The sequence below is a fragment of the Mesorhizobium sp. M4B.F.Ca.ET.214.01.1.1 genome, from assembly GCF_004791545.1.
Taxonomy (GTDB): domain Bacteria; phylum Pseudomonadota; class Alphaproteobacteria; order Rhizobiales; family Rhizobiaceae; genus Mesorhizobium; species Mesorhizobium abyssinicae.
On record NZ_SRUX01000020.1, the window covers coordinates 1 to 13,346 of the forward strand.

General features: G+C 59.7%; 11 protein-coding genes. 2 read left to right on the forward strand and 9 right to left on the reverse strand.

All coding sequences use genetic code 11. The annotated features are described in order from the left end of the window. Positions 1-37: 37 nt before the first annotated feature. The 3 genes from EN857_RS30095 to EN857_RS30105 all read right to left on the reverse strand — a co-directional run bounded on the left by EN857_RS30095 (position 38) and on the right by EN857_RS30105 (position 2,611). The gene (locus EN857_RS30095; RefSeq protein ID WP_245511359.1) at positions 38-481 is read right to left on the reverse strand and encodes a DUF269 domain-containing protein; all 444 of its coding nucleotides are present in this window, start codon (positions 479-481) and stop codon (positions 38-40) included. Positions 482-809: 328 nt separating this feature from the next. Then, complete coding sequence (locus tag EN857_RS30100; protein ID WP_127241402.1) at positions 810-1,967, reverse strand: TlpA disulfide reductase family protein; 1,158 nt, start codon at positions 1,965-1,967, stop codon at positions 810-812. A 449-nt stretch (positions 1,968-2,416) separates the two neighbouring features. Beyond that, on the reverse strand, positions 2,417-2,611 hold the full coding sequence (locus tag EN857_RS30105) for a hypothetical protein (protein ID WP_127241403.1): 195 nt from the start codon (positions 2,609-2,611) through the stop codon (positions 2,417-2,419). A gap of 946 nt (positions 2,612-3,557) precedes the next feature. Here EN857_RS30105 and EN857_RS30110 point away from each other — a divergent pair. Next, positions 3,558-4,343 (forward strand): acetoacetate decarboxylase, encoded by a 786-nt coding sequence (locus EN857_RS30110; protein WP_029356505.1) that lies wholly within the window; start codon positions 3,558-3,560, stop codon positions 4,341-4,343. A 1,027-nt stretch (positions 4,344-5,370) separates the two neighbouring features. Next, positions 5,371-5,967, forward strand: coding sequence for an orotate phosphoribosyltransferase (gene pyrE / locus EN857_RS30115; protein WP_029356507.1), 597 nt, complete (start codon positions 5,371-5,373; stop codon positions 5,965-5,967). 1,109 nt (positions 5,968-7,076) lie between these two features. Here pyrE and EN857_RS30125 read toward each other — a convergent pair. From EN857_RS30125 to nifN, 6 genes are all read right to left on the reverse strand, one after another. After that, positions 7,077-8,375 (reverse strand): SidA/IucD/PvdA family monooxygenase, encoded by a 1,299-nt coding sequence (locus EN857_RS30125; RefSeq protein ID WP_127323364.1) that lies wholly within the window; start codon positions 8,373-8,375, stop codon positions 7,077-7,079. Between the two features lie 842 nt (positions 8,376-9,217). Beyond that, the gene (locus tag EN857_RS30130; protein WP_126087041.1) at positions 9,218-10,090 is read right to left on the reverse strand and encodes a universal stress protein; all 873 of its coding nucleotides are present in this window, start codon (positions 10,088-10,090) and stop codon (positions 9,218-9,220) included. 95 nt (positions 10,091-10,185) lie between these two features. Next, positions 10,186-10,890: a response regulator transcription factor gene (locus EN857_RS30135; RefSeq protein ID WP_224571202.1), complete on the reverse strand. Its 705-nt coding sequence runs from the start codon at positions 10,888-10,890 to the stop codon at positions 10,186-10,188. Between the two features lie 107 nt (positions 10,891-10,997). Continuing rightward, positions 10,998-11,477 carry a NifX-associated nitrogen fixation protein gene (locus tag EN857_RS30140; RefSeq protein ID WP_024505267.1) on the reverse strand — a complete coding sequence of 160 codons (480 nt, stop codon included), beginning with the start codon at positions 11,475-11,477 and terminating at the stop codon, positions 10,998-11,000. Between the two features lie 16 nt (positions 11,478-11,493). After that, a complete protein-coding gene (nifX, locus tag EN857_RS30145) occupies positions 11,494-11,991 on the reverse strand; it encodes a nitrogen fixation protein NifX (protein ID WP_063169371.1) in 498 nt (165 codons plus the stop codon). Continuing rightward, a complete protein-coding gene (nifN, locus tag EN857_RS30150) occupies positions 11,988-13,340 on the reverse strand; it encodes a nitrogenase iron-molybdenum cofactor biosynthesis protein NifN (RefSeq protein WP_135859556.1) in 1,353 nt (450 codons plus the stop codon). Before nifN ends, nifX begins: the two co-directional genes overlap by 4 nt. Positions 13,341-13,346: the final 6 nt, after the last annotated feature.

A 13,346-nucleotide genomic window follows, 5' to 3' on the forward strand; every position in this document is an offset into this window, starting at 1 on the left:
CTGGAACAATGGTTTTCTTGATGCGCGCCATCTCGGGCTAGGCTTCAATGGCTGCAGTCGCATCGTCGACCAGTTTCGTACCGGCCTCAGCCAGTTTGCGGAAAGTCTCGAAGCCGAACCGGTGGACATCTCGATAGAACGACCAACCGCCGGAAGCCCCCAGGGGTTTCATTCCAATTATTGGCGAAGTCGACACGCCGGAGCGCTCCTCAATCGCAAGCGCCACGGCGGTGTAAAACATGTCGAGCCTCCACAGCGCGTCCGAATCAGGATCGCCGATGAGAGGGGTCGCACATTGCTGTTCCTTGGTGATGATGAATTCGGCCAGCAGCTCGGCGTCCGAATTGCCTTCCCATAAGCCGAAGGAATCCTGAGTACGGATCAGCCGCAGAAGGCATTTGACGAACGGGCGAGCAAGGGCTTCTTCGTCCTTGTTGACAGCAGGGCCAACCGGTGCATGAGGCATCTCGTTGTTCCTCATTTCAGTCTTCGTCTTCGAGGACGATTTCCCTTTCCTGCGATGCCCACTCCGGGCCCACTTGCGTGGCCGACGAATGGCTTGGGCGGCCCAACCCCACCCAAGAGTGCCCCGTGGCCGACCTCGACATGTCCACGAGTGCGAGACCTACGGCGCGAATTCGCGGCGCACATCGTCTGCGCCGCGATCCGACCGATGGTCAACGCAATTGAAATCCAACCTGCCGCAAGCCGCCCCCCCTTGCTGCATCGACATACTTGCTGCGAAGCGAGCCACGATGGGCGGATTGGCCAGTGTTGAATTCCAATTGTCATCCCTTCGCGATCTTTGCTCAGGAAGTGACTGCGTTTTGAGTTTCGAAAGCCTTATTTTGCGGAGCCACACAGATATCTGCATGACAGGCGGGCTCACCCGTGTAGTTGGCCAGGGCTTGGAGCAACGGGGTGAGGTAGTGCTGTTTGGTGTGGTCCGGCATTGGCTCCTGGTGGTCCAGCGATTTGATTGCCACCTCGATCAACTCGACCGCGCGATCCTTGTGGCCGCTCTCGTAATAATACTGAGCGACCGGGATGTACCAATGGAATTTAAGGGGCCCGTCGCCTTGCGGAGGATTAAGTTCCAGGATCTGTTCTGAGAGCTCGTTGCCCATCGCAAAGCGATCATCATGCGGAAGATGGGAGTTGTCGATCGTGGGATCGAAGAGTTGGTTCAGCGCCATGACCATCCAAGACACCGCTTCGAACTTTTTGTCGATCGCGTCCTCGACCAATTGGCGCATAAGCGGCAAGCCGGTTTTGATGTCGCGCAGCTTGTGAAGCAGAAGATCCGCATGAATCTGCCGAAAATGAAAAGAGTCTGGCATCACGGCGAGGCCTTCTTCGATGGCCAATAGTGCCGCTGTCCAATCCTTGTCCTGCATCGCCGGCCTAAGTTTGGCGTATATCGGCCGGGTCAGTGACCTTTCGCGCGCTATACTTTGGTTACGCGCGATTCGCTTTGCATCGGCGGCTTTCGCTTCATAGCTGCTGCGCCAGCTGCCGTTAAGGACTTTCGGCAAAACGTCATCGAGTTCCGCCGGGTGGCCGATAAAAGCGATGTGGCCGTCGCGGTCGACCACGAACGAGGTGGGAATCCCGATCGAAGAGCTGGGATCCATCCAGAGCTCGTTCATTTCGCCAGTGTAATCGAACGCGATACGATAATTCAGATTCGAGAACTTCTCGGTCAGCCAGGCATCCACCTTAGTACGTGCCTCGTCCGCGGTTGCAGCCCGTTCGCCAGCTGCGACTCCGATAATCTCAAATCCGCTGTCTGCATGTTTCTCCTGCAGTTCAACCAAATGCGGCATGGCCGTCACACATGGTCCGCACCAAGTCGCCCAAAATTCAACGAGGTAGACCTTGCCGGGCTTAAAGTTCGTGACGGGCTCGCCACGCAGCCAGTTCTCCACTTTGATCGGAGGAGCCGGGGACCCCATACGCAGTTCCATGATGTTCTTATCCAAAGCTACCCACACCTTTCGTGGCTTTTATGCGTAGTTGGTTTCTCTGTCAGAATCGCAACACACGGATCAGGAGGCCATCGCTCGTCTTGCGCGTTTGCATGCGATTCAGTCCTCTCACAGTGTTGCCGCCCATCAAGCAGCAATGGGCGTGCCAACCCCTCTCAGCTCCGGTAAGCGGCGGGGAATGCTTTGAAAATTCTCCACGAGCCCAAACACGGCCGATTGTCGTGGACCTGACATGTCTTCTGCCGCTGTCGGGTTTCGCCCTCTTGAGCCAGCCGCTTTAGGACAGGTGAGAGCTTGGATGGCTCGCCTGTCATTAGACTGGCCGGCGTCCTCGAGCAGTGGCACTTTGGCGCCGGGTCGAAAGTGCGGGGCGGCTTGGTCCTCGTGCCGCCACCGCCGCGTGTGGATCCTTGCCTCGTGGACATAAATCACCACGCGGCTGCCAAGTCGGCGGCATTGGGCTCAATCAGCGCGGCGTTGAGCCCCGACAGCACGTAATGCTGCACCAATGTATCGGATGCCCTTCGCTGCCTCCACTTCTGCAGCCAGGCGTCGAGCGACGCTACCTGCCCACGTTCGAGCGCGACTGCAGTAATCTGCGCCGCAGGATAGCCAGCCGCCATTAGAAGGTACTTGGGTCGGATAGGCACTCTGCCAGCAAATGAGGTCCGCTGTATTTCCTCGCGATGGATCACAGGCGTTGTCGGGTGATCGGGCACTATGCAAGGCGCGTCACGCTGACTAGCGCCTCGAACCACACCGGTAAAGACGGCGAGGGTAACAGGACGGATATCGCAAGATCCCTTGAAATGGCTCGTTCCCCCGGCGGAGCGCGTCCAGCTCACCTTGCGGGCGTACCAGCGCCGAATGGGTACGCACGACGTCAACCTGCCTTTGGGCCCAGAGCCTCCTTGCCCTAGCCGCATGGCCGCGGCTGGTCGAGAATTTCTGGTCGTCGAGCAGGTAGAACTCTTTCACATGATGGCGAATGCGCGGCGTCCAGTGGGAGAACACCTCGGCATAAAGAGCGCTACTTCCCGGGCCGACGGTGGTGAAGCATAGCGCCCCGGTCGGAGCTATTTGCCTGAGGGGCGGAGGTCCTCTTGCGCAAAAGACACGTCCTCCCAATCCGCAAGCGGTCCTGTTCGGCGCTATCCGATGTCCGACAACGTCGGAGGCGTAACGTAGCTGAGCAAGATCTATCGCTTTGCCTCGAACGATTCTCATTTGGCATGGCGCGTGCGCGTTGATCCGCAAACCCCGCCATGAGGCGAAATCGGAGCTGGCCGCCACTCCACTTCCTCCTACCACGAGAGCAGACGGGAAGCAGCGCCTTCAAATGAGGAACAAAATCACTTTACCTCGAATCTTGCCTCTCGACTACAACCGGACCCATGGAACCGCGTCCGCGACCATACAATGAGTGCGCCCCGAGGCAATTGCCCAGCGCAAAATGGCTACGCGCGATCACGCCATGCATCCAGGCTAACGAAGGCACCTCGGAGAGCCTCGCCGCCATCATCGAGACCTATCTAAGCCCACTTGAGCCAGCACAAAGGAATTTCAAACATGCACCAAGATACCGTCCGTGGGAGAGCTTTCGCCATGCCCCTGACCAGCCCGGCCTACCCACCCGGCCCATATCGCTTCAGCAACCGGGAGTATCTGATCATCACATATCGCACCGATCCGCAAAAACTGCGCGACCTTGTGCCGGAGCCGCTTCAGGTGTGCGAGCCTCTGGTCAAATTCGAGTTCATTCGCATGCCGGACTCGACGGGCTTCGGCGACTACACGGAAAGCGGACAGGTCATTCCTGTCTCCTTCTGCGGCCGCATGGGGAGCTACACCCACTGCATGTTTCTCGACGACCATCCGCCGACAGCGGGCGGACGCGAGTTGTGGGGCTTTCCCAAGAAGCTCGCCAGCCCAACGCTCCGAACAGAGACGGACACGCTTGTTGGCACGCTGGACTACGGCCCGGTCCGCGTCGCGACGGGTACGATGGGCTACAAGCACCGGGCCGCGGACCTTGCGAGCGTTAAGGCCTCGCTCGCCGACCCGAACTTCCTCCTCAAAATCATCCCGCATGTCGACGGCACGCCGCGCATCTGCGAACTCGTGGAATACCACCTGGAGGACATCGATCTGAGAGGCGCCTGGACCGGCCCGGCAGCCCTGAACCTCTGGTCGCATGCGCTTGCCCCCGTCGCCGAACTGCCGGTGCTGGAAGTAGTCTCGGCCGTACACCTCGTCGCCGATCTCACGCTCGCGCTCGGGAAGGTCGTCCACGACTATCTCGCGGAAGCCGAGCCTCGCCATCGGAAAGGAAGAAACCATGAACTTTCACAATGATATTTTATTGAACCAGCGCGACGGGGAGCCGGTGGCCGGCTTATCGACAAGGTGGCGGTGATCGCCGAAGCCGCGAGCGGGGTCGGCAAGGAAAGCGCGGTTCGCCCGCGAGGGAGCAAGAGTGGTCCGCGGATCTTGATCACAGCGAAGTCCAACAACGGCGTCCGGGATCGATCGATTGACGAAAAATGGTTGCCAGGGTGAGAGGCAGGTGGAACGCGGCTGATGCAGGCAATCGAAACCTTCGGGCGCCTCGATGTCCTGTCAGCAACGCCGGCGTCCAGAACGTAGCGCCGCTTGTCGAGTTCTGCCACAAGGCGCTTCCCGCCCGTGATAGGCTCCATCTCACGGGTGTCGGCGAACTCAATGTCACCAAAATCAGTGTAAGGCTCGGCCTGCTGTTCGGCGTCTGCCTCAGAGGCAGACGCTCGCCCCTGTCGCCGATATCGCCGTAAAGACTCGGCCGGCAGGGGAGGTGGACTACGACCTACCTTGAACTTTGCTTTTTACCGTCGTCAGATGAAGCGAGCCGAAATGTTGCGCCGCGGTGCTGATGACAAAAATTCTCGGCGGCTCGAACTTTACCTCTCGCGCCTCTACGAGGAGGTTGCACGAAAAGCGCGGCCTTGCCCACTCGTCATCACAAGAGCGACACGGGCCGACATGGCGGCCGAAACGCTCACCTCATGCGCAACCTGGTTAAGAAGCTGGCGCAAACGGGGCCGAGCGAGGCGGAACTCGAGGGGACGAGGATGAAACGCCCAAATCCTCAAAGAGACGGCCCGCATCGAGAAAAGCCGTGCCTGCCGAGATCGGGCAAGGGCGGGTGGCCAACGCTACCCAGCCGTAGGGAAACCCGTGATCACGCTTTAGGCACCCAATAACGATAATGGAAAAATCTGCGCGAAACGGTCGCACCGGTATTGACATTAATTGACACACCCCGCGAACACTTGCATAAGTCACATAGCGGTAGTGACTAGGTGCATGCCGCACCCAATTTTTTCCCTAGGGCGAGGTCTGATCTATGGCGGCACTGGCAAAATTCAGACCAGTTGATTCCAGCCAACACGACAAGGACGAACTCCGCGAAATCGTCCGTGAGCGCTCTTTTCGATCCGGACGCTACACGCTCTCGTCGGGCATAGAGAGCGACATCTATTTCAATATGAAGCCTACCATGATGATGGCGCGAGGCGCGCAACTTGCCGCTCTTGAGTTCCTAAAAATCGCTGAGCAAGTGAAAGCAGAGTACGTCGGCGGCCTTGAAATGGGAGCGGTCCCCGTAATCGGATCGATGGCAGCTGTCAGCTCGGCGATGAACAAACCCATAAACACGATCTTCGTTCGCAAGACTCCAAAGCCTCATGGCACAAGGGACGTGATTGAAGGTCTTGGGCCCAAAGAAGATCTCGAGGGAAAAGTCGTCCTGATCGTTGACGACGTTGCCACAAGCGGCAAGTCGATATTGAAGGCGATTGAAGAGGTTCGCCGCGCCGGGGGCATTGTAGGTGACGCTGCTTGCCTCGTGGACCGCGACGAGGGAGCTACGGCGCTGCTAGCCCAACATGGGGTCACGCTGCATTCCGTTCTGCATGCGAGCGAATTTGTGGAACGCCACTGACAATCTCATACAACGGCTTTCCGGCGACCTAGCCTTAGAGGACATTCCGCCGCTTTGCAGCGAGTGCAGGCGCCTCGCGAGTAAGAGCGACTGCCCTTGCCCATCCTCACTGCTTTTGGTGCAACATATGCTGGCTGCCGTTCACCAGCCGCTTGACGCCATTGACCACCTTTCTGAGCAAGGCGCCATCAGACTGAAGGCTTTTACCGATTATCTGGCGACGGTCGTTCGAATAGCTTCAGAGCGCGGAGACGCGGCACCCTGGATCGATCTAGCCAGCCGGTTTAGCGCCCTTTTCGGTCCCGACGAGGTTGCCCATTAATCTAGTGCTTATCGCTTTCCATGAACTAGCAGCCTCGGCGGCATCGCGTCATGGATCGCCAGCGGCATGCCGGCCCATGATGCGAGCGTAAAAGCGCCGAGCAGCCGGTGCTGAATCTCGGACGTGACGACGCCGATTGGCGCGATGCGCGTTGGCACGGGCCCTCGTGCCCAAGCATGATGCGTTCCCATTCCGCGGCATCATGCTCGCGATCCCGTCTGTGCCGTGCTCAAGCAAGCGAGCCCGAGCGAACCGCCCTGGGTAGCGGATTTAGACAATCGTTGGTGGAGTTGGCTGGCGAATTGGCGAGTTCGGCCTTTGGTTGGAAGACCGGCTTGCGGCGGGCCAACCAAACGGGATTGGCGACACTGGAGTATGCCTTCACTGGGGTCGCGTCCTTACGCTGTAACGCGGCGGTCAGCGAAGCCGCGCGAGCGCCCCCTCGATAGCGCTGAGCGGGCGAGCGGCTTCGGGGCGGGCGCAGGGGCTGGGTAGACCGGGCCGGACTCACCTAACTCACCGGGTCCAGCCACGACATGCATCGCCAAAGGCAAGGACCCTCCCCGCTGAGCGCGGGCTCAGCCATGGCCGCTGAGGCTACCGCACTCTTTCGAGTGAACGTAAGGACTTAACGAGCGTAGGGGAAACGTCCGCAGAATATACGATGTGCCTCAGGGCCCGAGTGCTTATTCGGTCAAGATGATCTGGGCTAAGGCTCCCGCGTTCGCCGCAACGAAGGCGTACATCATTCCCTGGATGCCACCGCCAATGAACAATAGTAGACCAGTTATATCCCGCTGCCCATTTCTTCGGCTACGAGGTCGGGCCGGCGCTCGATCAACGTACGGCTGATGAAGCCCAGATGCTCGGGATTGGTGCATGGCGGGCGCCCCAGAAGGCTGTCCAGGATACGGCGCGCTCGCCAGGCCAGCAGGCCAAAGTTCGGATCAGCCAGCCCGCGCTGTCCAAGGCAGGCGTTCTGAACGAAAAGGCGTCTGTCTCGCGGTCCGTCCCAGTACACCGAAAAATCCTCGCCGGTGGCGAGCTCATTGCCGATCTGCTCGAGGCGATCTGCGATCGGTTCCAGGAAGTCCGGCAGCGCGTTCTCGTACCCCGTGGCCAGGATGACGATGTCCGCGGTTACTTCTCCGATGTTATCCATGCCGCGCTGCAGCGTGAGCCTGTGCCCCGCCCCTGCGTTGATGCAGCGCGACACGTTGCAACTTGGCCGCAGTGTGATGTCGCATTGGTGTGGCTCGAGAAAGGCGTGGTGGTAGAGCGCCTGATAGACCGCGCGCAACGTGCTTTCTGAAATCCCGTCGGAGGCAAGCGCGAAACGCCGCAGGAACAGCTGGCGATGCACCTCGCTCATGGCCGCAAAACGATCCGAAAAGCAAGGCGTGAACAGCTCGTTTGTGAACGGGTGGTCGTCGAAAGGCATCTCGCGCGTCAAGACCCAAGTGATCGCCGCGGGCCGCCGTTCTTTCGGCCGGCCGACAAGGTGCAGCAGCAGCTCGGCTCCCGACTGTCCGCCGCCAACAACGCAGACATGCTTTTTTTGCACCTCAGGATTGATGTGGGCCAACTCAGATGAGTGGAACAGGTTGGGTCCAGTCCAGCCATGAAACTGAGGCGGAATTTGCGCCTGCTTGCCTATGTCGATGACGAGGTTTCTCGCATCAAGGACCGCGTTGTCCGTCCGCACGCGAAACTCGCCGTCAAAGCGGATTTCGCGAACGGCCTCGCCGCCACGGACAAGCGGATTCTTCTGGAACGCCCAGTTGAGATATTGAGCGAACTCGGCTCTGAGCACCCCGTGAAATTGCGCATTGAGGAAATGGTAAAGACGCCCGTTCTCGTGGAGGTAGTTTACGAATGTGTAGGCTGATCGCGGATTGACCAGAGTAACCAGATCCTGGAAGTGGCCGACCTGGAGCTCCGCGCAATCGAAAGCGCTGCCTGGATGTCCGCGGAAATCAACCTGCCGATCCAGGAACAGTGCCCCTTGCGCAATCTCTTCCTGTATCTGACACGCAAGGCTCAAATTAGACGGCCCAGCACCGATACCAATGCAAAAGAGGTCCACTTATCCTTGCTCCTCTAGGAGTGTTTTCCAACTCAGCGGCATGTGCGCGGCGACCGCCAGGCATTGAGCATTGCGAACCTCACAGGCATCCTTGAGCCGCGGTCCCGACTGAGAGGAAGGCAAAAGGCCTGCGCGGCCTTCCAGATCTTGGGCTCAATGGGCGACATCGACAGCGGGCACCGCATCATCCGAACCCAAGAGCGGAAGGAAAGCGTGTGATGCTGTCGCGCAGCTCTCCGGATTTTACGGCGGCTCCTAGCGGCTGCCTCCACCCCAGGATTGGCTGTTTCCCGGTTACGACGGAAGCGGCTCTTTCTTCGAGGGGCGTAACCATGGATAACGGCTCGTAATGCGTTCGTAGACTCCCATGCATGCAGCGTGCCGGATAAAGAAAACGTCAAACCAACGAGTTCGCGTAATTCCAGCTCGTCTGGAACCCGACATTGTCGCACGCCCGACGATCGGGCAGAGGAAGCTCCGCGGCAGCGGCCCTTGCACACCGCAGGCCTGACAGGGGGCAGCCGCCGATTTGACCCGCGTCCGGGTACTGATCAGGGGCCAACAGGGTTCGCGCCCCGAGGTGGGGGTCCCCTGGTACACCCGCCCTGTGGCTTGGCTGCGGTCTGCTGCAGCCGTTCGTCTTTACTGCCCGTTACAGACGATCTCGCACGAGTTGGATGCACGAGAGCGTCGTGAAGCAGTCGAGGCGTCCGGTTTGGCTCTGACAAGCGTCGCAAGATGTTCGCGGATCCAGCCATGTCTCCGCAATCCGACCGGTAACCGACGACGACTTCGGACTGGTTGGCGGTCCTACGACCTGATCGGTGTTCCTACGGAGCTGATCAGCGAGCCAAAAACAGCGGCAATGTGGTCTTCCCAAAGCTCCAGCTCGGCGGACCGCCGAAAATCCGCTCACGCAGCCCACGGCTGCCATAAGCACCCATAACCATCATGTCAGCACAGATGTCGTTCGCGTGCTGGGTCAGCACTGTGCCCGCCGATTTGCCGGCGCTCTTAAGCAGGTCAACGGAGACCCGAGCACCGTGCCGAGTAAGATAGGCAGCGATGTCAGCTCCAGACTGCGCGCCTTTCCCGTTGTTTTGCGCCTTTGGATCGACCATAGCGACACAGACTTCCTTGGCAGCGGATAGGATACTAAGAGCTTCCCGAACCGCACGCGAGGCCTCTACACGCGAATCCCAGCCGACCAGCACGCGTCGAGGCGACAGCGTCGCCTTAACGCCCTTCGGCACGATGAGCACCGGCTTTCCGCTATCGAACAAGCAGCCGTTGACAACAGGAGGTCCGAGAGTCTCATCGTTGAGGAGGTCTCCTCCAACGATCGTCAGGTCAGCGCAGAGCGCCCGCTGTCGTGCCACTTCACCGAGGCTAGCCGGATCGCAATAGTCGGTGTCAACGTCACAGGAAAGCGACATAGCTTTCAGCCTTTTGAGGATATCCGCGGACCGTCTTTCCATTCTGGTCACGTCCTGTGAAAATTTCTCGATTTGCTGAAATCGATAGTTCGGTACTGCAATTGCCTGTGCACGTCCTGTATTCCATTCGGGGGGCGGAGACAACATCAAGAGCAATGGAGGCGGTATAATGAGTACCGATAGGTGCGCGCCGACCTCGGCACACAGTCCGGCAGCTGTTGTGAGGTCCTCATCAGAATGATCAGCACCCGTCACACTGAATATGCTTTTAAATTCCATTTGCCTGCTTCTCCTGGTCTTCGTTAGGAGCGCCTCAAAGCGGCAACACCGCTCTCAGGAGGAAGAGAGAGCGGCACCACGTTCGATCACCGATTTCAGTCGTCCGGCTTCTCGAGCGAGTAGCCGGCCGACCTGACGGTGCGAATGACGCTGCCGGGCAAGGCCGTTTTCAGCGCCCTCCTGATTCGGCTGATATGGACATCGACGGTGCGTGCACCGACATGAATGTTGGGCAGCCAGGCCGCCCCGATAAGCTCGTCCCGGCTGAAGACCTTGCCGGGGGCCTCAATCATAAGCCGCAGCACGTTGAAATCGATCCGTCCGAGATGGATGTCGTGGCCATTACCGCGAACCCGATGGGCATCGAGCTTCATCTCCAGGCCTCCACAACAAATCCAACTGTCGTTTTCAACCCCGTTCGGACCACGCTTGGTCAGCCCGAGCCTCGCCCGCAGGCAGTCGAGCAGCTTGGCCGGAGCCACCGGCCGCACAAAGCTCTCAACGCCTGCCTTCAAGAGATCGAGGTGCTGGTGCTCGGCGCCAGGCGCGATCAGGGCGATGATAGGCAGGTCGGTGGTGCGCGGTTCCCGCTTGAGGTGGGCGCAAATTGCGGACCCGTTTATGCTGGCTGGGTCGCAATCCAGCACTACGGCCTGAAGCTCCCGTTGTTCGGCCAAGGCCAGCGCAGCCTTCGCGCCGTCTGCCGTCTCACTGCTGAAACCGTCAACCTCCAGTATGTGGCTGTAGAGCAGATAGAACTCGGCATCTTGCGAGCAGATCAGGACCAGCGGCTTCTTCATCGGCGATACCCCAACAACCTGGTCGGCCTCGAGTCCCTGGATCGAGGGGACTGGCCAACATAGTTTCTCGGGTCCGTCATGATGGCCTTTCTCGAAAATCGCGCCCATCATGCCAGCGCCACGTGGGGAAAGGTTTCGATGACTGAAATCGCATCGTCGACCAGCTTCGTACCGGCCGTGGCGAGCTTCAGGAGCGTCTCGAAGCCAAACCGGTGGACATCGCGCAGCGTTTTGGACAAAACGACCAGCCGTCCGGTCGTGAAAAGCACCCGACCAAAACCCTCATGGCTCACCTGGATCATCGGCGATGCCATAAGGCCGCAGCGCTCCTCGATCGCAAGCCCGATGGCGGCGTAGTACTTGTCGAGCCTCCACAGCACGTCGGGATCGGGATCTCCGATGATTGGGATCCCTCGGCGCTGTTCCTTGGTAATGATGAAGTCGCCCAGCAGCTCAGCGTCCGCTTTGCGTTCCCACGAGCCATAGGAATCCTGAGAACGGATCAGCCGCACGAGGCATTTGACGAACGGGGTGCAAAGAGCCGCCTCGTCTTCGGCGACAGCTGGGGGGATTGCGGGGTCAGGCATTGGCGTCCTCCTCTTTTCAGTCCTCGTCCTCGAAGGACGGTTTCTTTTCGGCAATGCCCGCTCGCGCCAGCACCTTGCGCAGCCAAGGCGGAGGACACGTCCTGAGCATCATCTGCGTGCGCAAGAGCACCTGTGGGATCGATTGGGGCTCCGCCACTTTGATCGGGTGGATTTTTGCCGCGACAAGCTTGGCTGCCGAAGGGCCGCCAATTGCCAGACAAAACAGGATCTGACAGCCCTTGAGCGCATCCACCTTTGGCGTGATGCGATCATCGCGCTCGGCCCGATGCTCCCCGCTTTCATCGGACACGTCATCGAAGGCCACGGCTTCTACGAGATTCCATTCCTCGCGCGTCACGTCGTAGACAGCAAAGCGCCTGGCCGACCCGAAATGGGCGTTGAGGTCCTGCATGTCCTGAGTGGCGATCGCAACGCGCAATGCGCCCTTACGTCGTTCAGGCATCGGGGCGAAAACCTCACTACTGACCAGCGAGAGGCGGCGAACAGCGTTCATCGTGATATTTCTCGATTACGGAGTGGATCAAGCGCCTCAGGAGTGGGCGCGTGTTGGTTGGCCTGGAAGATGCTGGCGACCTCGAAGATCATGTCGCGGGTGCCCTGATAGAGAATTGCGAGCTTGTGCTGGCTGCCTAGTCGATCGAAGACCGGGAACCCGATGCGCATGAGCGGAATTCGGAGCCGCTCCGATGCTTGGCGCCCGTGCGAATGCGTGACAAGCAGGTCAGCACCGACGGCAAGACTTTCCAGATCGCCGAGATCGCCGATCTGAACCGAAACCGCCGGGACTTTCTCGAGAATTTTAGACCTGTCGGTCGTTGTGACGGCCGCGGCTATCTCGGAGCCGAGGCCAGCAAAGAAGGTCGCAAGTTGGAACAGCTGGTCTGGTTCGGCAGCGATGGCAATTTTCTTGCCGCCGAAATGGAAATGTCCGTCGAGCATCGCGTCCTGCAATTGCGCCCGGCGCCGGCGCACGCGGGCCGGTACCGCCGCGCCCGAAATCGCAGACAGCAGCGACACGAAGCGGTCCGTGTCCTGCAGCCCAGTCAGTGACTGGAACAACACGTAAGGCACGCCGGTCAACCCGTGCAGCACTCTCGCCGGACGGCGCATGTGCTCACCGATGGCGATGCATTGCATGGCCGTGCCCAACTCGCGAACGTCCTCGACGCTGGTGCCGCCGTATGTAGTCGCTACCCAGCGGTCAGGAACCGTACCGTCGAGCGAGCCTGAAATGTCGGGCAGAATAACCGGCTTGAGCCCAAAGCTTTCAACCATGTCACGCATATGCTCGACGTCGGCGACAGTGAGGTTGCATCCGGGCAGGATCGCGATCTTCTTCGGCTGCCGCGCACGTTCGCCCGAGCGTGTAATCCCTTTGATCATTGCGGTGACTGCCCTGGCCCAGCCCTCTTCGATCGCGCCGTCAAAATCCGGCGTGTTGGCCAGCACGACCTCCGTACCCGCAAGCTCTTGCGTGTGCTTCAGCTTGACGTTGGCGATATCACCCGCGCAATCTTCGCCACGCGTCTCCACGAGCGCGGTCGTGCACACCCCGATCAGCTTTGGCTTCGTGCGGTTCTTGAGGTTGAGGATCGCCTCTTCCAGATGGTCGGCTGCGCCGAGGATGGTCGCCACCTCATCCATCGCCGTAGTCTGCAAGGGAATCGCTTCTTTGAAGTGCCGCACGAAGAGAACGAGCGCAAAGCTTGTGCATCCCTGGCTGCCGTGGAACAGCGGCATCGCACCGTCGACGCCAAGAAAGGCAAAGGCGGCACCCAGCGGCTGCGACGACTTCAGCGGGTTGACCGCAGCCGATTTGCTCTGGAGAAGGATGCGGGCCATCGGTCG